This window comes from Pseudomonas serbiensis, from assembly GCF_030580745.1.
Classification (GTDB): domain Bacteria; phylum Pseudomonadota; class Gammaproteobacteria; order Pseudomonadales; family Pseudomonadaceae; genus Aquipseudomonas; species Aquipseudomonas serbiensis.
In genome coordinates, this window is the sequence record NZ_JAUQOO010000002.1 from 45,475 (window position 1) to 70,028 (window position 24,554).

The following is a 24,554-nucleotide window of genomic DNA, read 5'->3' on the forward strand; positions in this document are numbered from 1 at the left end:
TGGATAAGCGGCGCCAAGGTATCGTGGTGCGGGTCTTGCTGCAGGCCGGGGCCTGTGTTGCGAAAAAGCATACGATGATGTTTTTCATCGCTATAAGCTATAAGCGAATGAAAAAAATTGCAATCCGGTTACAAGGCCGTCAGTCAGAAGCTATGCACGAGGCGCGTAGGCAAAAACGTCAGCACGCATCTGATGAGCGTCCATTCCGGCACCCACCAAGGCATCAAGGGTCGCGTAGATCATGGCGGGCGAGCCGCTGCCATAGACATGGATCGAGGACAGATCGCCGATGTCATCGCGGACCGCTTCATGCAACATCCCACAGCGCCCTTCCCAACCACAAAGGTCGCTGACAACCTTGTGCAGGAACAGGTTGGGCAGCGTTGCCCACTCGTCCCAATGCTGGATTTCGTAAAAATCCTCAGGACGTCGCACGCCCCAGTACAGATGCACCGGATGGCTGAAACCCTTGGCGCGGCAATGCTCGATCAGGCTGCTCATCTGAGCCATGCCCGTACCTGCGGCAATCAATACCAGCGGGCCATCGGGAAGGTCGGCAAGATGGGTATCGCCAAAAGGCAGCTCTACCCGTGCCATTGCGTTGCGCTGAAGCTGTTCGATCAGTGCGCGGGCGCTGGCCTCGCGGACCAGCACGTGCAATTCCAGATCCCGCCCGCGGTGCGGCGCAGAAGCGAGCGAGAAAGCCGACTTTTCGCCGTTCTCGCGCTCGATCATCAGGTATTGCCCGGCGTGATAGCGCGGCAGCTTGCCAGCAGGAGCCCGCAGGCCAACTCGCCAGACATCGCCACCCACTTCCACGCATTCGCTGAGCTGGCAGGCGAATTTGCGAACCGGCAGTTCGCCAAGCGGCAAGACCGCATCCCACAGGACTTCGCAGGTTTCCAGGGGCTCGGCCAGGCAGGTGTAGATCTCGCCATGGGTCAGCTCATCACTGGCCTGCTTCACGCGCCCCTGCACCAACAGCGCCGAGCAGACATGGCAATTACCATTGCGGCAGCTCTGCGGGCATTCATAGCCCAGGCGCTGTGCAGCATCGAGAATCCGCTCGCCCGGCAGAGTTTCCAGCACTGCGCCCGACGGCTGCAACGTTACACGCATCAATCTATTCCCAGTTGATTCCAGATTTCATCGACCCGACGTGTAGTCGCCTCGTCCTTGACAATAGCCCGGCCCCACTCGCGTGTGGTTTCGCCCGGCCATTTATGCGTAGCGTCCAGCCCCATCTTGGAACCCAGCCCGGAGACCGGTGAAGCAAAGTCCAGATAATCGATAGGCGTGTTTTCAATCATGACCGTATCGCGCTTGGGGTCCATGCGCGTGGTGATGGCCCAGATCACGTCGTTCCAGTCGCGAGCGTTGATGTCGTCGTCGGTGACGATCACGAACTTGGTGTACATGAACTGCCGCAGGAATGACCAGACACCCAGCATCACCCGTTTGGCATGGCCAGGATACTGTTTCTTCATGGTCACGACGGCCATGCGATAGGAACAGCCTTCGGGCGGCAGATAGAAATCAGTGATTTCCGGAAACTGCTTTTGCAGAATCGGCACGAACACTTCGTTCAGGGCAACACCCAGAATCGCAGGCTCATCCGGCGGACGACCGGTGTAAGTGCTGTGATAGATCGGCTTGATCCGGTGCGTAATGCGCTCGACGGTAAACACCGGAAAGCTGTCCACTTCGTTGTAATAACCGGTGTGGTCGCCATAAGGACCTTCATCGGCCATTTCACCGGGATGGATCACGCCCTCAAGCACGATTTCCGCGCTGGACGGCACTTGCAGGTTGTTGCCGCGGCATTTGATCAGCTCGGTGCGAGTGCCGCGCAGCAGGCCTGCAAAAGCATACTCGGACAGGCTGTCAGGCACAGGCGTTACGGCACCCAGAATGGTCGCCGGGTCGGCGCCCAGGGCAACGGCCACCGGGAACGGCTCTCCGGGATGCTTGATGCACCACTCCTTGAAGTCCAACGCACCGCCACGATGGCTGAGCCAACGCATGATGACCTTGTTACGCCCGATCACCTGCTGGCGATAGATGCCCAGGTTCTGGCGTTCCTTGTTCGGCCCACGAGTGACCGTCAGACCCCAGGTGATCAGCGGAGCGACATCGCCGGGCCAGCAGGTCTGGACGGGCAGCATGTTCAGGTCGACGTCATCGCCTTCGATGACGATCTCCTGGCACGGCGCATCCTTGACCACCTTGGGGGCCATGGAGATGACTTTCTTGAAGATGGGCAGCTTTGACCAGGCATCCTTCAGGCCTTTGGGCGGCTCCGGCTCCTTGAGGAAGGCCAGCAACTTGCCGATTTCCCGCAATTCCTCGACGGATTCGGCCCCCATGCCCATCGCGACACGCTCAGGCGTACCGAACAGGTTGCCCAGCACCGGAATGTCGAAGCCGACCGGCTTTTCAAACAACAGGGCCGGGCCTTTGGCACGCAGCGTTCGGTCGCAGATTTCAGTCATTTCCAGCACAGGGGAAATGGGCATCTGAATGCGTTTCAACTCTCCGCGCTGCTCAAGCTGCTGCACGAAATCCCTTAGGTCCTTGAATTTCATTAACCCGGCCACTTATTCAAATAGGTGCACATCGTACCTGCTCTGCAGAATCGTGGCAGCCATGAGCAGGCATGGGAGTGAATTTATTCTGGGACAAAGACATGAATGTCATTCGTTGGAGGCAGCTTGCTGGCGAAAAGCATTGCGACATTCAGAAGAAACACCGCTGTCTGAAGCATTGCCGTCGCGGCCAAGGCCCCCTCCCACGGGAATTCTTACGCAAAAAAAATGGCGCCCCGAGGGACGCCACTTCTTGTTCAGGCTGTCGGTTACTTGCGTTTCATCGACAGGAAGAACTCATCGTTGGTCTTGGTCTGCTTGAGCTTGTCGACCAGGAACTCGATGGCAGCGACTTCATCCATAGGATGCAGCAGCTTGCGCAGGATCCACATGCGTTGCAGTTCATCGTCAGCAGTCAACAGCTCTTCACGGCGGGTGCCGGAGCGGTTGATGTTGATGGCCGGGAACACACGCTTCTCTGCGATCTTGCGATCCAGAGGCAGCTCCATGTTGCCCGTACCCTTGAACTCTTCGTAGATCACTTCGTCCATCTTCGAGCCGGTTTCAACCAGCGCGGTGGCGATGATGGTCAGCGAGCCGCCTTCTTCGATGTTACGCGCAGCACCGAAGAAACGCTTTGGCTTCTCCAGGGCGTGAGCATCGACACCACCGGTCAGTACCTTGCCGGAGCTTGGGATCACGGTGTTGTAGGCGCGGGCCAGACGAGTGATGGAGTCGAGCAGGATCACGACGTCCTTCTTGTGCTCGACCAGACGCTTGGCCTTCTCGATCACCATTTCAGCAACCTGCACGTGGCGGGTTGGTGGCTCGTCGAACGTGGAAGCAACCACTTCGCCGCGTACGGTACGCTGCATTTCGGTCACTTCTTCAGGACGCTCGTCGATCAGCAGAACGATCAGATGAACTTCCGGGTTGTTGCGAGTGATGTTCGACGCGATGTTCTGCAACATGATGGTCTTGCCCGCTTTCGGCGGCGCAACGATCAGACCACGCTGGCCTTTACCGATTGGAGCACACAGATCGATCACGCGACCGGTCAGGTCTTCGGTGGAACCGTTACCGGCTTCCATCTTCATGCGTACGTTCGGGAACAGCGGCGTCAGGTTCTCGAACAGAATCTTGTTCTTGGCGTTTTCCGGACGATCGAAGTTGATCGTGTCGACCTTGAGCAGGGCGAAATAACGCTCGCCTTCTTTCGGCGGGCGGATCTTGCCAACGATGGTGTCGCCGGTACGCAGGTTGAAACGACGGATCTGGCTAGGCGAGACATAGATATCGTCCGGGCCTGCGAGATAGGAAGCATCCGCGGAGCGTAGGAAGCCGAAGCCGTCCTGGAGGATCTCCAGCACGCCATCACCAGAAATTTCCTCGCCGCTTTTGGCGTGCTTTTTCAGCAGGGAGAAAATCACATCCTGCTTGCGCGAACGGGCCATATTTTCTATGCCCATCTGTTCGGCCATTTCGAGCAGATCGGTAATCGGCTTTTGCTTGAGTTCAGTCAGGTTCATATGGGAATGACGTAATCATGTATGGAGGGAAATTAAGCTTTTGGCTTAATGAGGCCGCGCCGCAGAGAAGGCGACAGGATCGCGTACTAAATCGAAAGGAGAGCGTCGGCGACGGCTTGCAGGGGGCAATGGAGAATCCATTGCGGGGCCGAATGTACCACTTGATTTTCCAGGCGTCTAGTACGACGCCAGAAAAAACCCCGCTATTCGCGGGGCTTTAGATACATCAAAGATGGGCGTCGAGGAAAGCAGCCAGTTGCGACTTCGACAAGGCGCCTACCTTGGTGGCTTCGACGTTACCGTCCTTGAACAGCATCAGGGTCGGGATACCACGCACGCCATGCTTGCCCGGGGTATCCGGATTCGAATCGATGTTCAGTTTGGCGATGGTCAGACGGCCTTCGTAGGTGCTGGCGATTTCGTCCAGAACCGGGGCAATCATCTTGCACGGGCCACACCACTCAGCCCAGTAGTCAACAAGCACAGGGCCCGCAGCCTTGAGGACATCGGCTTCGAAGCTGGCGTCGGTGACGTGTTTGATCAGGTCGCTACTCATGGAGTTCTCCGAGGTCGTAGGCTAAAAACGACGCTCATCATAGCGGGCCTGATGCCATTCAGGAAGCCGAGGATCATTGAGTCTGGCTATCGGAACCCATGAATATGGTTATAGCCCCGCATTTAGCTGGCGGGTGAAACGAAGACGATACCCGTGCGCAATGCAGCACCACGGATATGTTCCTGCATGGCTTTTTGCGCCGGACCGGAAGCATGCCGGGAAAGGGCCCGCAAAATCTTGCGATGTTCCTGCCAGGTTTCCATGACTCTTCCTGCACGAATGAAAGGCATTTTCTGACTTTCGAGGAAGATATCGGCACCTGCGGTCACAATTCCCAACATGGCCTGATTGCCACTGGCGACCAGAATGTGGCGGTGGAACTCGAAGTCCAGCCTGGACGCCGCCTCGAAATCCCCGGCGCGCAACTCCAGGCGCATGGCTTCGACATTGTCTTCCAGTACGTCCCGCTCGTCGGCGGTCAGGGTGACAGCGGCCAGACCAGCGGCAAAGCCTTCCAGCGCATAACGCAGTTGAAACGTATCCGCTGGAGAAACCCGGGCATCGAAAGGCCAGGAAAAACCGGCCGTGCGCTGTTCTGGTTCAGAAATCGACTGAATGAAAACCCCTTTGCCCGGCTGCACACTGACAATTCCCAAGGCACTCAGCGATGACAAGGCCTCGCGCAACGAGGCTCGACTGACGCCCAGCAAAACCGCCAGATCCCGCTGCGAGGGCAGGCTGTCGCCAGGTTTGTAGCCTTGCTCGGCAATCAGTTTGCGGATTGCTCGAAGAGCCGATTCAGGTACTGCGAGTGAGTTTTGCGGCATCACTGTTCAGGCCAGTCAGTCCAGTAAAAACCCCTTTTATCGCCATCTTCATCATCCGGCAAGCGACGCCCAGCGCTGGGGCGGCGTGGCTTTCAGGCGCGCCAAAGCAGGGCACCCGACAAACCAACTGTTCAGACCAGTAAGACCAAATTCGGCCCGAAAAGCCCGAGTTATGGCACAAACAGAATGACTGGCATGAGCTGTGCACTACGGGACAAGCCAACATCTTTCGTTCCGTTCGGAGATTTCCCATGACCAAGCGTTACAGCGCACTGCTTACTGCCTTGTTTGCCAGCCTGATGCTGAGCCAGACCCCTGCCCATGCCAACGGTCTGGATGACGTAGTAGCGCGCGGCACCTTGAAAGTCGCTGTACCTCAGGACTTCCCTCCGTTTGGTTCGGTCGGCCCGGACATGAAACCACGCGGCCTGGATATCGACACCGCACAACTGCTGGCCGACAGACTGAAAGTCAAACTTGAGCTGACGCCGGTCAACAGCACCAACCGCATTCCCTTCCTGACCACTGGCAAGGTCGATCTGGTGATCTCCAGCCTCGGCAAGAACCCGGATCGCGAGAAGGTCATCGATTTCTCCCGCGCCTATGCACCTTTCTATCTGGCGGTGTTCGGCCCACCTGATGCCCCGATCAAAGACATCAATGACCTCAAGGGCAAGACCATCAGCGTGACCCGTGGCGCTATCGAAGATATCGAACTGACCGCTGTCGCTCCCGAAGGCGCAACCATCAAGCGATTCGAAGACAACAACTCGACCATCGCCGCCTACCTGGCTGGCCAGACTGACCTGATCGCCAGCGGCAACGTGGTGATGGTCGCCATCAGCGAGCGCAACCCGAAACGCATCCCGGGCCTGAAAGTGAAGCTCAAGGATTCGCCGGTCTATGTCGGCGTGAACAAGGGCCAGCCGGAGCTGCTGGGCAAGGTCAACGAAATCCTCAACGCTGCCAAGGCTGACGGTTCGCTGGAAAAAGCTTCCGTGACCTGGCTCAAGCAGCCGCTGCCAGCCGATCTTTGATCACTGCGTTCTGATCACAGGATCCGCCAATGGCTTATCAATTCGACTTTACACCGGTCCTGCAAAGCGCTGATCTCTTGCTGCGCGGGGCCTTGTTCACGCTGGAACTGACTGCCATTGGCACGTTGCTCGGGGTTAGCCTGGGCATCGTTGGCGCAGTCGTGAGGGCCTGGAAGATCCAGCCGTTCGCCACGATCTTCGGCATCTATGTCGAGCTGATCCGTAATACCCCGTTTCTGGTCCAGCTGTTTTTCATCTTCTTCGGCCTGCCATCGCTTGGCATGCAGATTTCGGAGTGGCAGGCAGCCATTCTGGCGATGGTCATCAACCTCGGTGCCTATTCGACGGAAATCATCCGTGCCGGCATTCAGGCGATCCCCAAGGGTCAACTGGAAGCCGCCGCGGCACTGGCCATGAACCGCTACGAAGCGTTTCGTTACGTGGTGCTCGCACCCGCGCTGAGCAAGGTCTGGCCGGCACTGAGCAGCCAGATCATCATCGTGATGCTCGGGTCGTCGGTCTGCTCGCAGATCGCCACCGAAGAGCTGAGTTTTTTCGCCAACTTCCTCCAGTCGCGTAACTTCCGTGCCTTCGAGACCTACATCGTTACCACGCTGGTTTACTTGTGCATGGCGTTGCTGATCCGGCAATTGCTGGCCTGGATCGGACGTCGCTACATATCGAGGAGCCGCTGATGGATTTCACCCTTTGGGACATCCTGCGCAACCTGCTGACCGGCCTGCAATGGACAGTGGCCCTCTCGCTGGTAGCCTTTATCGGCGGCGGCCTGATCGGCCTGCTGGTGATGGGCATGCGCATCTCGGACAAAACCGGGCCACGGGTCGCAGCCACTCTTTATATAGAACTGTTCCAGGGCACGCCGCTGCTGATGCAGTTGTTTCTGGTGTTCTTCGGCGTTGCACTCATGGGCGTGGATATTTCCCCATGGGCCGCTGCAGCTCTGGCTTTGACGCTGTTCACCAGTGCCTACCTGGCCGAGATCTGGCGCGGCTGCGTCGAATCGATTTCAAAGGGCCAGTGGGAAGCTTCCGCCAGCCTGGCGATGACACCCCTTGAACAGATGCGTTATGTGATCCTGCCGCAGGCACTGCGCATCGCCGTGGCGCCGACGGTCGGTTTCTCGGTGCAAGTGGTCAAAGGCACTGCCGTGACCTCGATCATCGGCTTCACCGAACTGACCAAGACCGGCAGCATGCTGGCCAACGCTACGTTTGAACCCTTCATGGTCTACGGCTTCGTTGCCCTGGGCTACTTCATCCTTTGCTACCCCTTGTCGCTCTGTGCGCGCCATCTGGAAAGGAGACTGCATGCCTCTGCTTAGAATTTCCGCCCTGCATAAATACTACGGCGACCATCACGTACTCAAAGGCATCGACCTTTCTGTCGAAGAAGGCCAGGTCGTGGCGATCATCGGCCGTAGTGGCTCGGGCAAGAGCACGCTGCTGCGCACGCTCAACGGGCTGGAGTCGATCAACGATGGCGTGATCGAAGTCGATGGCGAATACCTGGACGCAGCCCGCGCAGACTTGCGCACGCTGCGACAGAAGGTCGGCATGGTGTTCCAGCAGTTCAACCTGTTTCCGCACCTGAGCGTTGGCGAAAACGTCATGCTCGCGCCTCAGGTCGTGCAAAAGGTGCCCAAGGCCGAAGCCGCAAAGCTGGCCAGACAAATGCTGGAACGGGTCGGGCTGGGCGAGAAGTTCGATGCCTTCCCGGATCGTCTTTCCGGCGGTCAGCAGCAACGTGTAGCAATCGCACGGGCACTGGCGATGTCGCCCAAGGTGCTGCTGTGCGATGAGATCACCTCGGCTCTGGACCCGGAACTGGTCAACGAAGTCCTCAGCGTCGTGCGCCAGCTGGCTGCCGACGGCATGACCCTGATCATGGTGACCCACGAAATGCGCTTCGCCCGTGAAGTGGGTGACAAGCTGGTCTTTATGCACCAGGGCAAGGTGCATGAGGTGGGCGACCCGAAAGAACTGTTCGCCAACCCGAAGACCCCGGAACTGGCAAATTTCATCGGCTCGGTGGAGCACGCCTGATCCAGCCATTATGAAAGGGCTTTGCAGGAGCGGATTTATCCTGGCAGCAGTCGCAGATTTGCGAGCGCTTCGCACTTGATCGCGGATAAAACCGCTCCTACAGAATGTTGCTCTTATGCTTGATGGGAGCAACATCCAGCCGAGATGTACCGCTTTCCCGGATAAATCCGGCCCCACAGAGCGGTTCCCGTGCCTGATACATTGGCGGCAGGCATGGATCGTGGCACGATGGCGCGGTTATCGAACGAGATTTTGATCATGCCGCACTCCAAAGCCAAGAATCTTTCCCTGATCGCAGCGATCGACCTGGGCTCAAACAGCTTTCATATGGTCGTTGCCAAGGCGAATCAGGGCGAGATCCGCATACTTGAGCGCCTGGGTGAAAAGGTTCAGCTTGCGGCGGGTGTCAATGACGAACGCCAGCTCAATGAAGAGTCCATGCAGCGCGGGCTCGATTGCCTCAAGCGCTTCGCCCAACTGATCAACGGCCTGCCATTGGGTGCCGTGCGTATCGTCGGCACCAATGCCTTGCGTGAAGCACGCAACCGCAACGAATTCATTCATCGCGCCGAAAAAATTCTGGGGCACCCCGTAGAAGTCATTTCCGGTCGTGAAGAGGCGCGTCTTATCTATCTCGGCGTATCTCACACTCTGGCCGATACCCCCGGCAAGCGTCTGGTGGCCGATATCGGCGGTGGCAGTACCGAGTTCATCATTGGCCAGCGTTTCGAGCCTCTGCTGCGCGAAAGCCTGCAAATGGGCTGCGTGAGCTTCACCCAGCGTTACTTCAAGGACGGCAAGGTCACGCCGGCCCGCTATGCCCAGGCGTACACCGCTGCACGCCTTGAGATCATGAGCATCGAACACGCCCTGCACCGCCTGAAATGGGATGAAGCCATCGGTTCGTCCGGCACCATTCGGGCAATCGGCCTGGCGCTCAAGGCTAACGGTTACGGTTCGGGCGAGGTCAACGCCGAAGGGTTGGCATGGCTCAAGCGCAAACTGTTCAAGCTGGGCGATATCGAGAAAATCGACTTTGACGGTATCAAGCCCGACCGTCGTGCAATCTTCCCGGCAGGTCTGGCGATTCTGGAAGCGATCTTCGACGCTCTGGAACTCAAGCGCATGGACCATTGCGAAGGAGCCCTGCGCGAAGGCGTGCTGTATGACCTGCTGGGGCGCCATCACCATGAAGACGTGCGTGAGCGTACGCTCGGCTCGCTGATGGACCGCTACCACGTCGATCTGGAACAGGCTGCCCGTGTAGAACGCAAGGCGCTGCATGCACTGGAGCAAGTCGCAGAAGCCTGGGACCTGGAAGATGAAATCTATGCCGAGCTGCTGAGCTGGGCCGCCAAGGTGCATGAAGTGGGGCTCGACATCGCCCACTATCACTACCACAAGCACGGCGCCTACCTGATCGAGCACTCTGATCTGGCCGGATTCTCACGCGAAGACCAGCAAATGCTCGCGCTGCTGGTGCGCGGTCATCGTCGCAATATTCCAAAGGACAAGTTCGCCGAGTTCGGCGATGAAGGCATCAAGCTGATTCGCCTGTGCGTGCTGTTGCGCTTTGCGATTCTGTTCCATCACATTCGTGGCACCCAGGAGATGCCACGTGTGATCTTGCGCGCCGATGGTCCGAACCTGGATGCTGAGTTCCCGGACGGCTGGCTGGAAAACAACCAGTTGACTCAGGCCGACTTCGCGCTGGAAGCGGAGTGGCTGACCCGAGTCGGTATCGTCTTTACTGCACGCTGAGTACCGGAATGCTCAGGCGCTCCAGCAGAGTCGCCTGAGCGCTTCGAGCGTTCTGGTTGCCGGTCGGCGTGCTGCGCACGTAACGCCCGTCAGGCTGCAACAGCCAGCTGTGAGTGTTGTCGGTCAGATAACTCTCCAGCTCCTTCTTCACTCGCAGGATCAACTTCTTGCCATCCACCGGGAAGCAGGTCTCGACACGCTTGTCGAGGTTGCGCTCCATCCAGTCGGCACTGGACAGGAACATCTGCTCGTCGCCGCCATTGAGGAAGTAGTAGACCCGCGTGTGCTCAAGGAAGCGACCGATGATCGAGCGCACCTGAATGTTGTGCGAGACACCGGCAATCCCCGGACGCAGGCAGCACATGCCACGCACCACCAGATCGATGCGAACGCCTGACTGACTGGCCTTGTAGAGCGCACGGATGATTTTCGGGTCGGTCAACGAGTTGAACTTGGCGATGATGTGCGCAGGCTTGCCGTCGAGCGCAAATTGCGTCTCGCGGGCAATCATGTCGAGCATGCCTTTCTTGAGCGTGAACGGCGCATGCAGCAGCTTCTTCATGCGCAGGATCTTGCCCATGCCGATCAACTGACTGAACAGCTTGCCGACGTCTTCGCACAAGGCATCGTCGGAGGTCAGCAGGCTGTAGTCGGTGTACAGACGGGCATTGGCCGCGTGGTAGTTACCGGTGCCCAAGTGCGCATAACGCACGATTTCACCGGCCTCGCGACGCAGGATCAGCATCATCTTGGAGTGGGTCTTGAAGCCGACCACACCATAGATCACCACCGCACCGGCCGCTTGCAGACGGCTGGCCAGTTGCAGGTTGGACTCTTCGTCGAAGCGGGCACGCAATTCGATCACCGCCGTGACTTCCTTGCCGTTACGCGCCGCATCGACCAGCGCATCAACGATTTCCGAGTTCGCGCCGCTACGGTACAGCGTTTGCCGCACGGCCAGCACATGCGGGTCTTTGGCGGCCTGACGCAGCATGTCGACAACCGGCGTGAAGGACTCGAAAGGGTGCAGCAACAGGATGTCCTGCTTGCTGACCACGCTGAAAATGTTCTCGCTGTTCTGCAGCAGCTTGGGAATCGCTGGCGTGAACGGCGGGTATTGCAGCTCCGGGTGGCTGTCCAGGCCGGTAATGCTGAACAGGCGCGTGAGGTTTACCGGGCCATTGACCTGATACAACTCCGACTCGGTCAGGTTGAACTGCTTGAGCAGGTAATCCGACAGATGCTTGGGACAGGTGTCCGCCACTTCCAGACGCACCGCATCGCCGTAACGACGCGAGAACAGCTCGCCGCGAAGGGCGCGCGCCAGGTCTTCCACATCTTCGGAGTCCAGCGCCAGGTCGGCGTTACGGGTCAGACGGAACTGGTAGCAGCCCTTGACCTTCATGCCCTGGAACAGGTCATCGGCATGAGCATGGATCATGGAGGACAGGAACACGTAGTTGTCGCCTACCCCGCCCACATCTTCCGGCACCTTGATAATGCGCGGCAGCAGACGCGGAGCCGGGATGATCGCAAGGCCCGAGTCGCGACCAAAGGCATCGATACCCTCCAGTTCAACGATGAAGTTCAGGCTCTTGTTGACCAGCAACGGGAACGGGTGCGTCGGGTCCAGGCCGATCGGGGTGATGATCGGCGCGATTTCATCGCGGAAATAGCGACGGACCCACGTCTTGAGCTTGGTCGTCCAGTAACGGCGACGAATGAACCGGACCTGATGTTTTTCCAGCTCCGGCAACAGAATGTCGTTGAGGATCGCGTATTGACGATCAACATGGCCATGAACCAGTTCACTGATGCGGGCCAATGCCTGATGCGGTTGCAGGCCATCGGCGCCCGCCTGTTCGCGTGCGAACGTGATCTGTTTCTTGAGGCCCGCGACACGAATCTCGAAGAACTCATCGAGGTTGCTGGAAAAGATCAGCAGAAACTTCAGCCGCTCCAGCAACGGATAGGACTCGTCCAGAGCCTGTTCCAATACCCGGATGTTGAACTGCAACTGCGACAGCTCGCGGTGGATATACAGGCTGCTATCGTCCAGATTCGGGATAGCAATGGCCGGCGCCACAGCAGCAGGCGCCTCAATGGCGGCTATAACTTCAGTTTCAGGCTCAACCACTGGCGTAGCCTCCTGAACATCGACTTCAACAGTGGCTTCGGTGAGTCCTTCGGTATTCATGAATGTTCCTGTGAGGCTATTGCCCTTTTAACAGTTGAGCGGCACGGACGGCGAAGTAAGTAAGAATGCCATCAGCACCCGCGCGTTTGAAGGCCGTAAGGGATTCGAGAATCACCCCCTCACTCAGCCAGCCATTCTGGATCGCAGCCATATGCATCGCATATTCGCCGCTCACCTGATAGACAAAAGTCGGGACCTTGAACTCATCCTTGACCCGATAAAGGATGTCCAGATAAGGCATGCCCGGTTTGACCATCACCATGTCCGCGCCTTCAGCCAGGTCGGCGGCCACTTCATGCAATGCTTCGTTACTGTTGGCCGGGTCCATCTGATAGGACGCCTTGTTGGCCTTGCCCAGGTTCAGTGAAGAACCTACCGCATCGCGGAACGGACCGTAATAGGCGCTGGCATATTTTGCCGAATAAGCCATGATCCGAACGTTGATGTGCCCGGCAAGTTCCAGCGCTTCACGAATGGCCTGGATGCGGCCATCCATCATGTCCGAAGGCGCGACCACCTGAGCACCGGCCTCGGCATGGGACAGCGCCTGCTTGACCAGTGCATCGACGGTGATGTCGTTCTGCACATAGCCTTCTTCATCAATGATGCCGTCCTGACCGTGGGTGGTGAACGGGTCCAACGCCACATCGGTGATCACACCCAGCTCCGGAAAGCGGTCACGCAATGCGCGGGTCGCACGCTGGGCGATACCGTCCGGGTTCCAGGCTTCAGCGCCATCCAGGGATTTTTTCTCAAGCGGCGTCACCGGGAACAATGCCAGCGCCGGAATTCCCAGGGCAACCCAGCCTTCGGCTTCCTGAAGCAACAGATCGATACTCAGGCGCTCGACGCCCGGCATCGAGGCAACAGCTTCACGACGGTTTTCGCCATCGAGCACAAATACGGGAAGAATCAGGTCATCGACGGTCACTACGTTTTCACGGACCAATCGACGAGAAAAGTCGTCGCGACGATTACGACGCAGGCGAGTGAGAGGAAACAGGCGGTTTGCGGGGGTAAAGCTCACGGCGAGACTCCTGTAGCCCGCATACGCGGGCAAGCGCGACAGTTATAAGCCGCCATTATGACCAATGTGTGACAGTCATAGTGTGACCTGCGACCGGGGGCCGCAGAAAAGGCCTACAACGAGGATGGACTATTGTGGTTGTAGGAATCTTTAACGTCGAGACACATATCGACACTTTCATGATTGTCTTCGGCGAGTTAGGCTGCGCGTTCATTTCGCCAGCATCCAGACAATGCTCCAGAATTTCTTGAATGATTTCGGCTACTTTGCCCTCTTCCTGGGAACCTTCTTTGAAGGCGAGACCATCTTGGTTCTTGCCGGATTCCTGGCGTTCCGCGGATACATGGACCTCAACGTGGTCATCCTCGTGGCTTTCTGCGGAAGCTACGCGGGCGATCAGCTCTGGTACTACATGGGGCGCAGGCACGGCCGCAAACTGCTTGCACGCAAGCCACGATGGCAGCTCATGGGCGACAAGGCACTGAGGCTGGTACGCAAACACCCGGACATCTGGGTGCTGAGCTTCCGCTTCGTTTACGGCCTGCGAACGGTCATGCCCGTAGCCATCGGCATGTCCGGCTATCCGCCTTTGCGCTATCTGATACTCAACGGTATCGGTGCCGCGATCTGGGCTGCGGCCCTGGGTTCGGCGGCTTACCATTTCGGTGCCGTGATGGAAGGCCTGCTGGGCAACATCAAGAAGTACGAGCTTTGGGTCCTGGGTGGCCTGCTCCTGCTCGGCCTGGCCCTGTGGCTGCGCCGCCGCATCAAGAACGCCCGCATCGCACGCCAGGAAAAACTCTGCTGCGCATCGGCATCGGCGTCTGATGTAGAGGTCGAAGCGCCGGTCGACCTTCAGAAGAAGACAGACGGCCAATAATCTCCCTTCGCGAATAAATTCGCTCCTACCGTAGGAGCGAATTTATTCGCGAACCGCCATCAAGCCTTGAAACGGCTACGCCCGTACAACACCACAATCGCCAGCAACGCAACGGCCTGAGCGCTGAGCGAATACGCATCGGCGTGAATGCCCAGCCAGTCGAACTCGAAGAACGGCACCGGACGTGTACCGAAGATGCCGGCTTCCTGAAGTGCCTTGACGCCATGCCCGGCGAATACCACCGACAATGCACACAGCAGCGCAGCGTTGATACCGAAGAACAATGACAACGGCAGTTTTGCCGAACCGCGCAAGATCACCCACGCCAGACCGACAAGCAGCACCAGCGCAGTGGCACCGCCGGCCAATACCGCGTTGTGCCCGGCAGGTCCTGCCTGTAGCCACAGGGTTTCGTAGAACAGAATGACCTCGAACAGCTCTCGATAAACCGAGAAGAACGCCAGCACTGCGAAACCAAAACGCCCGCCGCCACCGACCAGGCTGCTTTTTACATAGTCCTGCCAGGCATCGGCGTGGCGACGGTCATGCATCCAGACGCCGAGCCACAGCACCATGACGCTGGCGAACAACGCCGTCGCGCCTTCCAGCAGTTCACGCTGGGCCCCGCTGACATCGATGACATAAGCCGCCAATGCCCATGTCGCCAGACCGGCCAACAGCGCCAACCCCCAACCCGCATTGACACTACGCACCGCCGATTGCTGCCCGGTGTTGCGCAGGAACGCCAGGATCGCAGCCAATACCAGAATCGCTTCCAGCCCTTCACGCAACAGAATCAGCAGGCCGGAGATGTAGCTCAGGGAGACACTCAGGCCATCGCTGCCCAGCAGGGCTGCGGACTCCTTGAGTTTGGCCTTGGCGGCCTCCAGCTTCTGGGCCGCCTGAGCCAGCGGCAGGCCGTCCTGCAATGACTGCCGATAAGCCATCAAGGCTTTTTCAGTGTCCTTGCGCACAGTGGCGTCGACGTTATCCAGCGAACTTTCAACCAGCTCGAAACCTTCCAGATAAGCCGCAACCGACAGGTCGTAAGCCTGTTCATGATCGCCAGCGCTGTACGCTGCCAGACTCTTGTCCAGCGTCGTGCTGGTGTAATCGAGCAGTTGTGCCGGGCCACGCTGGACCTGCGGCGGTTGCGCACGCTGGGCACGGAATGTCGCGGCGGCTTCAGGGCCTTCGGCGGCGCTGACTTCCGCTGGCGTCTGACGAGCCAGATCCGCCAGATTGAAGGTCTTGGCGGGCGTGCTCACCGGCTGCGCACTGAAGCTGGCAATGTAGGTTGCGATATCCCAGCGCTGGCGGTCATCCAGTTGGTCGGCAAACGCTGGCATATCGGTGCCAGTGATCCCGAGCCCCAGGGTGTTGTAGATATCGTAAAGACTCAGGCGATCCAGCCGGGCTGCATCGCGCAGATTGGCAGGCGCAGGTGTCAGGCCAATGCCGGCCGGGCCATCGCCTGCACCGGTGTCGCCATGGCAGACCGAGCAGTTCTGCGCATACAGCGGCGCACCGCGAGCAGGGTCAGGTGTAATGATCGGTGCCTGACTGATTTCATAGGCAACCGCCAGCCTTGCCCCCAATTGTCGGGCCTGGCGGGCTACAAACGCGCCGTCTTGCCGCTTGATCACCGCCTCTTTCAGCGCGGCGACGCCCTGCTCCAGCGCATCGCGCTCGGCACGCTGCGGCAAGGCAACGATCAAACCCTGCAACGCGCCGAGAAACTCGACCTGCTCCTGGTATTCAGGCTCATCAACGACCTTGCCATCCGCTACGGTGGCTGGATAGTCAGCACCAATGTAGTCAAGCAGATGCAGCGCCTGGGCAGCGCCATCGGCAGGGTCGGCCAGCAGACCGAAACTGCACAGCGCAAGCAGTGGCAGTAACAACCAGGCCATGAAACGGGAACGCGGGGGCATGAATAAATCTCGACAGGAATGCAATGCGCTGCATTGTTCCCTTCCATCCGCCCCGACTCAATACTCGGCCCCCATATTTGTGACAAAACATTACTAAAAGTCTGACGCAAGGTCACTGAGCCTCGGAAGCTCATGACAAGCCTGGGCAACGCAATGGTGAGCCGCCTGAAGCAATCACAGCCAATGCTATCAAAATGACATTGCCACTCCAAAAACCAAGCCTATAATCGCCCGGCTTTTTCCTGTTGATGGAAGAGACAAATACTCATGCAGCGCTTGTGCTGCTTGTCCAAATGGACTTACGTAGCCGCCTCCAAACCGTTTGGTCGGCTATCGATTTCTGGAAATCATCACCATGCCCTCCCGCTTCCTGACCGCGTTAGCGCTGGTCGCCTCTGTCCACCTGGCAGGCTGCTCCGTCTTCCGTAGCTATGACTCGGAACTGAAGGAAACCAATCAGCAACTGGCCAGCGGCAATGTCGATGCAGCCCTCGGCACACTGGAAAAAAACAACAAAGGCGAAGACAAAGACCTGCTCTATTACTTCGAGAAAGGTGAGTTGCTGCGCTCCAAAGGTGATTTCGCCGGTAGCCAGGCTGCCTGGCGTACAGCCGATCAGGTCGTGTTCAAGTGGGAAGAATCGGTCAAGTTCGATACCGAAAAATACCTCGCCCAGTTCGGCAGCTTCCTGGTCAACGACAAGGTGCGTCGCTACGAAGGCTATGACTATGAAAAGGTCATGCTGACCACCCAGATAGCACTCAATCTGCTGGGCCAGAACGACTTCGACGGTGCCCGTACCGAAATCAAGAAGACTCACGAGCGTGAAGCCGTGATTGCCGACCTGCGCGACAAGGAATACCTCAAGAGCGAGCAGGCAGCCGAAAACAAGGGCATGAAAACCCAGTTCAAGGATCTGAAAGGCTACCCTGTCGAGTCACTGGACGCGCCAGAAGTCGTCGCTCTCAAGAACAGCTACCAGAGTGCGTTCAGTCATTATCTGGCCGGCTTTGTCTATGAAGCACTGGGGGAAAAAGACCTGGCAGCACCGGGCTATCGCAAGGCAGCAGAACTGCGTCCGAACACACCGCTGCTGGAAAAATCCCTGGCCGATCTTGACGCGGCCGCCAGCAAGGATGGCAACAGCGAAGTACTGATCGTGATCCAGAGCGGCTTTGCTCCGGCCCGCGACTCGGTGAGCATCCCGTTGCCGCTGCCGATCAGCGGCAATCTGGTCATTACGCCGCTGTCGTTCCCGGTCATCAAACCGGACACCGGAACCCCGGTCTTCAACCAGATAACCCTGGACGGCCAGCCGCTCAACCTGACGCTGCTCAACAGCACCACTGACATGTCGCGCCGCGCCCTGCGCGACGACATGCCGGGCATCATTCTGCGCACCACCCTTCGCGCCATTACCCGTGGTGTCGCGCAAAAGCAGATCAACGACGTCAACCCGCTGGCCGGGCTGGCAGTCGGTATCGCTTCGGCCATCACCGAAGGCGCCGACACCCGCACCTGGCGCACCTTGCCGGACAACACACTCGTGGCGCGACTGCGTCTGACTCAAGGCATGCATCAGGTCATACTGCCTGGCACGCTGGGCGGTACCCACGTGCAGGTCAAGGTCGATCAGCGCTATCAGGTCGTCACCCTGCGCGCCCTGGGCAATCAGGTATTCACCAACAGCCTCGCGGCCCAGGTCACTCCGACGAATGTCCCGCAAGCCCTTGCTGTCAAACAACCCTGAACGGAGATACCCCATGCGTATCAAGATTTTCGGCGCGCTGGCGCTGGCCCTGCTAGCAGGCTGCGCAACCCCGCCACCTCCCGCTCCGGGCAGCGCAGCCAGTAAAGTGGTGGCTCTGGGCGACATTAAAAGCATTGAAGTCGGTGCCATGCGTGTGGCTCGGGAAAATGGTTTCATGACCGTCAAGGCTCAGTTGACCAACACCAGCAGCCGTAACAAGACGATGTATTACCGCTTCGCCTGGCTGGGTAACGATGGCTTTCCTGTGGCGGACGAAGAAGCCTGGAAAAGCCTGATGCTGTATGGCTCGCAAAGCACCACACTGCCGGCTATCGCTCCAAATCCGCGGGCAACCGATTTCCGCATTGAAATCAACACGCCTTGATCCGCTCCCTATTTCGCTCAGATCAGAAGAGTCCACACATGCTGTTTACACGTATTTGCTCCATCGCCGTCCTGGCCGTTCTGGCCAGCGGTTGCGCCAATAACTCTCCGGTTCTTGGCAGCAAGAACATCAGCTACGGAGACACCAAGGCTGTCGAAACAATTACCAATGAGTTCGGCTCCACCGACCTGCAAATGATTGCCGAGAGCATGACCCGCTCACTGGCACAGTCCGGCATCCTGCAAGGTCGTCCGGTGGTTCAGGTCTACGACGTGAAGAACAAGACCAGCGAGTACATCGACACTCGCGAAATCACCACCTCCATCAAGACCCAACTGATGAAAAGTGGCGTAGCCCGTTTCGCCAGCGACAACACCGAAATGCAGAGCCAGGTCGATCAGCTCAAGCTGCAGAACCAGAGCGGCCTGTACAAGCAGAACACTGTCGCCAAGACCGGCAACATGATCGCGGCCAAATATCGCCTGGAAGGCTCGATCAGCTCCATCGTCAAGCGCAGCAACGATTACAAGGACGTCTTCTATAAATTCAGCCTGCAACTGATCGATGTCGAAAGCGGCCTGGCAGAGTGGATGGACGAGAAAGAAATCCGCAAGACCACGGAGCGTTAAGTGATGCGTGCATGGATTGGCATTATCGGCCTGGCCTGCGCCTTCTCGGCGCAGGCGGCCCCAAAGATCGCAGTGACAGGTATGGCCTATCAGGAACGTGTGGAGCAATACATCCACACCGTTTCGGCACACAGCAACTCGAAAGCCACTTACTACAGCGAAAGCGGCTCGTCGAGCTATGAAGAGTACGAAGCCCGCACCAGCTACATCGAACAGAGCGAGTTGCAGAAATTCAGCGGCGACATCAAGGGCGAGATCCTGAAGTCCGGACTCTTCCAGCTGGTGCAGGGCACGCCCTACAAGACCGGCTCGAAAGAGGATGTCTACGACGTCATAGCACGCATCAAGAGCGGCCACTTCAAAGGCGCGGACTACGTATTGTTCGGCACATTGTCGGACATCGACTTCCGTCAGGACGTGGGCGAGATAGCCAACACCAACAGCTACTCGGCCATTATGGGCCTGACCGTAGTCGGTGATTTCAGCCTGATCAACACCCGTACCTATGAAATAACCTCGGCCTTTACCGCCATGGGCGAAAGCCAGGACACCAAGCTGGTCAACAGCCGGGACGTCAAGATTTCCCTGAACCGGGGTCGTGTGGTGCGTGATGCCTCGAAATCGATTGGTGTCGATGTAGCGCGTCAGTTGCGTGAGCAATTGCGCGGTGAAGTGGAATACACCGGCCAGCCGATACAGCAGAACCTGCCGAGAGATGAAGCCCCCCGTATTTTGCGTTAAGGGCGGTAAGTGGAAAGCTGCAAGCCTCAAGCCTCAAGCCTTTGACTTGTAGCTTGTAGCTTGTAGCTTGTAGCTTTCAGCTTGCTACTTTCAGGCCGTCCCGCGATGAAGCGTCGCCAGAAAGCCCGCAGCCCCTACAAACAGGCTGGCGAAGGTGCGGTTCAGGCGGCGTTGTTGTTTCGGCGTTTTCAGCAGGCGCAACACGCGGGAAGCAAGCCCGGTGTAACCGGCCATGACCACCGAATCCACAACAACCATGGTCACCGCGATGATCATGTACTGGGCCAGCAACGGTTCGGCAGGGTTGATGAACTGCGGCAAGATCGCCAGCATGAACACCAGTGCCTTGGGGTTGCTGATATTGACCAGAAAGCCACGAAACACCAGGCTCAGCGGCTGGCCCACAGGACGAACCGTCGACTCATCGGACAGATCCCCAGGCAACGCCCGCCATTGCTTGATACCCAGGTAAACCAGATAGGCCACGCCAAACCATTTGATCAGGTTGAATGCCAGCTCGGAGGCAGCCAATACGGCGCCCAGGCCCGCAGCGACAATCGCGATCTGCGCCACCAGTGCAATCTGCAGGCCCAGCGCATTCCAATAGCCGCGCCAGAAACCGTATCGCAGGCCGCAGGACATCGACGCAATGGCGCCAGCCCCCGGAGACAGACTGATAATCCAGCAGGCAGCAAAAAAAGCCAGCCACGTTTCAAGCGCCATCACACACCTCAAGCTAATCCGTCAGGCGCTAAATTAGTCTTTAGCGCATGAAGTAGCCAGAGAAAAACTTAGAAAAGCGCGTGCTCAGCGAGGACTGGAAGGGCGCGGCAGGTCCACCGCCGCGAAGCGCTCCCATTGTCGGGTGTCGATCACATCGGCAGTGTCCAGCAACCAGCGCAATACCCGCATCGCAAGCTGCTGCTCAAGTGAGGCATAACGCGCCTGACCGGCCAGATTATGCTGCTCGTGGGGATCGCTGGGGCGATGATAAAGCTCGCCAGGCTCATACAGCCGCCATACGTAAGTCCATTCACGATTGCGCAGCGCAACGACCTTGCCCACCAGTTCCGGCCGATCATGCTGCAACTGGCTCTTGATGTCGTAAGGGAAAGGCCCGCGCTCCAGCAGGTCGGCCTCTTCGATACGAAAACCACCTTCACTGAATGCTTCATCACGATGCGTGGCCGCCGGATCGTACAGACAGGCCGAGAAACTGCGTCCGAAGTGAGCATGCCCGGCACTCACTCCAGCCAGGTCCAATAGCGTCGGGAACACGTCGATCAGCTCAACCAGTGCATCGCTGCGCTCGCCGCCAGCAAGGCCGGGACCGGCAACGATCAGCGGCGTACGCACCAGACATTCATCAACACCTGCTGGCCATTTTTCCACCAGCCCGAAGTCCCCCAGATATTCGCCGTGATCGGAGAAAAAGGTGACAAATGTATTGTCGGCACCGGTACTGGCTTGCAGCCCGTCGAGCAGCCGTCCGACATGGCTGTCGAGTCGCGAAATCATGCCGTAGTAGACCCCGCGAATCTCTCGCCACTGCTCCTCGGTCAGACGATCCCAGCCATGCCGCCGGGCGAGTTCGGCATAGAAGCCTGCTCGCGGGCCAGTGGCATGACGCGGCACCTCAACCGCTTCACGCGGGTATTGCGAAAACCAGGGTTGTTCCACGGCAAACGGCGGATGCGGAAAGATCAACGGGATATACAGCACCCAGGGTTTCGCGGGTGCGCCGTTCAGCCATTGCTCGGCAGTGCGGATCGTGGCCTCGTCAAAATCGACGACATCGCCAGGACGCTCGCCACGATAGTGAGCACGGGCCATCTCATCACGTTCCTGACCGTGATTCTTGCCCATGAAATCGGCAAGGCTGCTCAGTGCCGGATCGGCAAAACCGTGCTCGTCGAGTGACAGCTCGGCTGCTCCGGCAGCGAAGGTATCGCCCCGTGCGCCGGCATGGACCACGTGATAACCGCTTTCCTTGAAGCTGCGCAGAAAGTTGGGCTCCTGCTGGCCGAGCAGATACTGCAAGGAGCGATGGCCATTGACGTGGGGATAGCGCCCGGACAGAAACGACACCCGCGACGGCGAACAGACGCTGTGCTGGGTGAACGCCTCGCTGAAGCGCACACCACGCCCGGCGAGACGATCCAGGTGCGGAGTCTGCACCGGGCTGCGCGGGTTGAAACCCGGCAGGCAATCGACCCGCAACTGGTCTGCGACTATGACGATAAAGTTCGGCAGGCTCATCAAAAATCCTTGCGCACCTGCACGCCAAAGTAACGCTCGTCATCACGCGGCACCATGCGGGTAATGCCGCCAGTACTGGACGTCAGCAACGTGGCATAGGAGCGGTCAGCCAGATTGCGGCCCAGCAAGGCCACGCGCCAGCCTTGGTTGTAATCGGCCAGTGCCACGCTGGCATTCCAGATGCCATAAGAGCCCTGGCGGGTGTCGAGGTTCTGATCGAGGCTGTACTGCACTTCGCTCTGCCAGCTGTAATCGCTGCTCAGCTCCAGATCCAGACCGTTCTGCAGAGGAATGCTGTAGTCGGCGCGCACGTAACTTTTCCAGTCAGGCGCAAACGGCAAGGGCTTGCCGTTGACGTTGCAACTGGCCGCAGCCGCAGGCGGGCACTGGAAATCTTCGATGCGGGCCTGGGTATAAGCCAGCGCACCACTGAGTTTCAATTGCTGGGTGGCTTGCAGTGCCAGGTCCAGTTCAGCACCCTCGCTGCGAACGGAACCGGCATTGATCAGCCGAGTCACCGGCGAACCACCCACCTGGTCGAAAAAGTTGGCCTGATAGTTATCGAAATCACTACGGAATATCGCCAGGTTGGCGGTCAGGCGACGATCCAGCGCCGTGCTTTTCAGGCCGATCTCGTAGTTGTTCGAGGTTTCCGGATCAAGCGCCTCGGTGTCCAGATCGTACATCTGGAAATAGACGTTATAGGCCGGCCCTTTGTAGCCCCGCGAATAGGTGACGTAACCCGTGAGGTTTTCGTTGAAGTCGTGTTGCAGGCCCAATCGACCAGATACCCCGCTATCGCTGTGTGAACCGGACGAAGCGAAAGAAGGACGCATTGCCCGCAAGGTCAGCGGCGAAGTGGAAACCCGCTGGTGGTCGTACTCCACTTCGTCGCGAGTCAGGCGCAGGCCGATAATGGCACGCCAGTCATCCGTGAAATTCAAGGTGCTTTCGCCGAACAGCGCATAGCTGTCGTTGGTAGCGCTGAACTTGCCAGTGGCCGATTGCGCATTGCCCAGAGTGACCAGCCTCCTCAGATAGTCCTCTTTCGATTCGCCGTGATAGAGGTAGACCCCGGCGACATACTCGAAGAACTGCCCGGTGGGCGAAGCCAGCCGCAATTCCTGGCTGAACTGGTCGTAATCGACCTGACCGGTATCGTGCAATGCATCGACAGGCAGACCGGCGAGTCGGTCCTGATCCTGAGACTGATCGTTGTCCCAGCCGCGCCAGGCAGTGATCGACGTCAATGTATAAGCGCCCAGCGACCAGTCCAGTTGTGCCGACAGGCCTTTGTGGGTGTCCTCGGCATGAGTCCGGAAATCGTTCTGCACGTCGCGGTTGGTCGAGGTGGCCCGACCAGGTGCGAAGGATGTCGCGAAACTGCTGGTAGCCTGGTAAGGAACACCGTTTGGCACGGTATTCCTGGCTTCGGTGTAATCACCGATCAGGGTGACCCGCAGATTCTCGGAGGGGTCGAGCTGCAACTTGCCGCGCAGCCCTTTGGTACCGTAGCCATTGACGCTGTCGCCGTTGTAGTCGTTGCGTACATTGCCGTCGTAATCGGCCCACAAGGTACTCAGGGATGCCTTGACCGTATCGGTCAGCGCACCGCCCAGACCAAAGCGCAGGCGTTGTTCGTTGCCCTTGCCGAAAAACGAGTAATCGGCATAACCGCGTGTCTTTTCAGGGATGTCACGGCTGACCACGTTCAACACACCAGCCGAAGCGTTACGACCGAACAGCGTGCCCTGAGGGCCACGCAGCACTTCGATGCGCTCCACTTCCATCAAGTCCAGGGTTGATTGACCGGGACGGCCATACACCACGCCATCGATCACGGTCGATACGCTGGGTTCGACACCCGGCGAAGTGGAGATGGTGCCAACGCCGCGTACAAACAGCGAAGTGTCCTTGCTCGACGCCGCAGTCCGGAAATTGAGGGTCGGGACCTGCTGCACAATGCTCGCCACACTGTTGCGGTTTTCTCGTTCGAGTTGTTCGCCATCGACCACGGAGACCGCAACCGGCACTTTCTGCAGGCTCGACTCGCGGCGTGTGGCCGTAACCGTAACGGCTTTCAGAGCAGTATCGGCCTGTTCTGCCTCAGGCTGGCTGGAGGACGCCGCCTGTGCCGGAGAAAACAGCGGCAGCAAGGTCAGTGCTGCAAGTGGGAGCAGGGAAAAAGGAGGCTTCATTGTTAAGGCTCATGCTAAGGCGTCGGCGAAACCTCCTGGGTGGTGGTAGCGGAGCGTGTTGCCCGGACGCGGCTAAGGTTATGCGTTTTTGATCTTTCCGCCCTGGCTCAAGGCCACCGGATAATGCCGGCCTGCACGTTGGGCGGTAGCCAGCGATGCGGGGCTGTTGTAGCAAGAGGCATCGGCAGCGGGAAAT

At 58.5% G+C, this 24,554-nt stretch carries 21 protein-coding genes; 10 read left to right on the forward strand and 11 right to left on the reverse strand.

Annotation, left to right across the window (positions count from 1 at the left end; translation table 11 throughout):
• Window positions 1-150 precede the first annotated feature (150 nt).
• The 5 genes from Q6A51_RS03145 to Q6A51_RS03165 form a co-directional block, all read right to left on the reverse strand.
• Window positions 151-1,119, reverse strand: coding sequence for a CDP-6-deoxy-delta-3,4-glucoseen reductase (locus Q6A51_RS03145; protein WP_304574120.1), 969 nt, complete (start codon window positions 1,117-1,119; stop codon window positions 151-153).
• Window positions 1,119-2,585, reverse strand: coding sequence for a 4-hydroxy-3-polyprenylbenzoate decarboxylase (gene ubiD, locus Q6A51_RS03150; protein WP_201001148.1), 1,467 nt, complete (start codon window positions 2,583-2,585; stop codon window positions 1,119-1,121). The genes Q6A51_RS03145 and ubiD overlap by 1 nt, the downstream gene beginning before the upstream one ends.
• A 269-nt stretch (window positions 2,586-2,854) precedes the next feature.
• A complete protein-coding gene (gene rho / locus Q6A51_RS03155; RefSeq protein WP_025257997.1) occupies window positions 2,855-4,114 on the reverse strand; it encodes a transcription termination factor Rho in 1,260 nt (419 codons plus the stop codon).
• A 226-nt stretch (window positions 4,115-4,340) separates the two neighbouring features.
• Window positions 4,341-4,670 (reverse strand): thioredoxin TrxA, encoded by a 330-nt coding sequence (gene trxA / locus Q6A51_RS03160; RefSeq protein ID WP_201001146.1) that lies wholly within the window; start codon window positions 4,668-4,670, stop codon window positions 4,341-4,343.
• 122 nt (window positions 4,671-4,792) lie between these two features.
• Window positions 4,793-5,497 (reverse strand): FadR/GntR family transcriptional regulator, encoded by a 705-nt coding sequence (locus tag Q6A51_RS03165; protein WP_201001144.1) that lies wholly within the window; start codon window positions 5,495-5,497, stop codon window positions 4,793-4,795.
• A gap of 251 nt (window positions 5,498-5,748) precedes the next feature.
• On the opposite strand from Q6A51_RS03165, the gene Q6A51_RS03170 reads away from it, so the two are divergent.
• The 5 genes from Q6A51_RS03170 to ppx all read left to right on the forward strand — a co-directional run bounded on the left by Q6A51_RS03170 (window position 5,749) and on the right by ppx (window position 10,358).
• Window positions 5,749-6,534, forward strand: a complete 786-nt coding sequence (locus Q6A51_RS03170; RefSeq protein ID WP_304574121.1) for a transporter substrate-binding domain-containing protein — start codon at window positions 5,749-5,751, stop codon at window positions 6,532-6,534.
• 29 nt (window positions 6,535-6,563) lie between these two features.
• Window positions 6,564-7,229, forward strand: coding sequence for an amino acid ABC transporter permease (locus tag Q6A51_RS03175; RefSeq protein ID WP_201001141.1), 666 nt, complete (start codon window positions 6,564-6,566; stop codon window positions 7,227-7,229).
• Window positions 7,226-7,876, forward strand: coding sequence for an amino acid ABC transporter permease (locus Q6A51_RS03180; RefSeq protein WP_201019528.1), 651 nt, complete (start codon window positions 7,226-7,228; stop codon window positions 7,874-7,876). Before Q6A51_RS03175 ends, Q6A51_RS03180 begins: the two co-directional genes overlap by 4 nt.
• Window positions 7,863-8,597: an amino acid ABC transporter ATP-binding protein gene (locus tag Q6A51_RS03185; protein ID WP_201001140.1), complete on the forward strand. Its 735-nt coding sequence runs from the start codon at window positions 7,863-7,865 to the stop codon at window positions 8,595-8,597. Before Q6A51_RS03180 ends, Q6A51_RS03185 begins: the two co-directional genes overlap by 14 nt.
• Before the next feature lie 258 nt (window positions 8,598-8,855).
• The gene (ppx, locus tag Q6A51_RS03190) at window positions 8,856-10,358 is read left to right on the forward strand and encodes an exopolyphosphatase (protein ID WP_304574239.1); all 1,503 of its coding nucleotides are present in this window, start codon (window positions 8,856-8,858) and stop codon (window positions 10,356-10,358) included.
• Here the strand turns inward: ppx and ppk1 are convergent.
• Both ppk1 and hemB read right to left on the reverse strand, forming a co-directional pair.
• On the reverse strand, window positions 10,345-12,555 hold the full coding sequence (gene ppk1 / locus Q6A51_RS03195; protein ID WP_201019422.1) for a polyphosphate kinase 1: 2,211 nt from the start codon (window positions 12,553-12,555) through the stop codon (window positions 10,345-10,347). The genes ppx and ppk1 overlap by 14 nt on opposite strands.
• A 16-nt stretch (window positions 12,556-12,571) precedes the next feature.
• On the reverse strand, window positions 12,572-13,582 hold the full coding sequence (gene hemB, locus Q6A51_RS03200; protein ID WP_201001137.1) for a porphobilinogen synthase: 1,011 nt from the start codon (window positions 13,580-13,582) through the stop codon (window positions 12,572-12,574).
• Between the two features lie 232 nt (window positions 13,583-13,814).
• Between hemB and Q6A51_RS03205 the strand changes: the two genes are divergently transcribed.
• On the forward strand, window positions 13,815-14,462 hold the full coding sequence (locus Q6A51_RS03205) for a DedA family protein (protein ID WP_304574122.1): 648 nt from the start codon (window positions 13,815-13,817) through the stop codon (window positions 14,460-14,462).
• A gap of 59 nt (window positions 14,463-14,521) precedes the next feature.
• On the opposite strand, the gene Q6A51_RS03210 is transcribed toward Q6A51_RS03205, so the two are convergent.
• Entirely contained in the window at window positions 14,522-16,396 is a 1,875-nt protein-coding gene (locus Q6A51_RS03210; RefSeq protein WP_304574123.1) for a cytochrome c/FTR1 family iron permease, read from the reverse strand.
• Between the two features lie 355 nt (window positions 16,397-16,751).
• On the opposite strand from Q6A51_RS03210, the gene Q6A51_RS03215 reads away from it, so the two are divergent.
• Genes Q6A51_RS03215 through Q6A51_RS03230 form a run of 4 tightly spaced genes read left to right on the forward strand, consistent with a single transcriptional unit; the run spans window position 16,752 to window position 19,901 of the window.
• Complete coding sequence (locus tag Q6A51_RS03215; RefSeq protein WP_304574124.1) at window positions 16,752-18,146, forward strand: COG3014 family protein; 1,395 nt, start codon at window positions 16,752-16,754, stop codon at window positions 18,144-18,146.
• Between the two features lie 13 nt (window positions 18,147-18,159).
• Window positions 18,160-18,531, forward strand: a complete 372-nt coding sequence (locus tag Q6A51_RS03220; protein ID WP_304574125.1) for a YcfL family protein — start codon at window positions 18,160-18,162, stop codon at window positions 18,529-18,531.
• Window positions 18,532-18,569: 38 nt separating this feature from the next.
• A complete protein-coding gene (gene lpoB, locus Q6A51_RS03225) occupies window positions 18,570-19,160 on the forward strand; it encodes a penicillin-binding protein activator LpoB (RefSeq protein ID WP_201001128.1) in 591 nt (196 codons plus the stop codon).
• A gap of 3 nt (window positions 19,161-19,163) precedes the next feature.
• Window positions 19,164-19,901 carry a penicillin-binding protein activator LpoB gene (locus Q6A51_RS03230; RefSeq protein WP_201019426.1) on the forward strand — a complete coding sequence of 246 codons (738 nt, stop codon included), beginning with the start codon at window positions 19,164-19,166 and terminating at the stop codon, window positions 19,899-19,901.
• A 90-nt stretch (window positions 19,902-19,991) separates the two neighbouring features.
• Here Q6A51_RS03230 and Q6A51_RS03235 read toward each other — a convergent pair whose 3' ends face one another.
• The 3 genes from Q6A51_RS03235 to Q6A51_RS03245 form a co-directional block, all read right to left on the reverse strand.
• Window positions 19,992-20,624 (reverse strand): LysE family transporter, encoded by a 633-nt coding sequence (locus tag Q6A51_RS03235; RefSeq protein WP_201001124.1) that lies wholly within the window; start codon window positions 20,622-20,624, stop codon window positions 19,992-19,994.
• Between the two features lie 84 nt (window positions 20,625-20,708).
• Entirely contained in the window at window positions 20,709-22,160 is a 1,452-nt protein-coding gene (locus Q6A51_RS03240) for a sulfatase-like hydrolase/transferase (protein ID WP_304574126.1), read from the reverse strand.
• The gene (locus Q6A51_RS03245; protein ID WP_201019428.1) at window positions 22,160-24,358 is read right to left on the reverse strand and encodes a TonB-dependent receptor; all 2,199 of its coding nucleotides are present in this window, start codon (window positions 24,356-24,358) and stop codon (window positions 22,160-22,162) included. The genes Q6A51_RS03240 and Q6A51_RS03245 overlap by 1 nt, the downstream gene beginning before the upstream one ends.
• Between the last annotated feature and the right edge of the window lie 196 nt (window positions 24,359-24,554).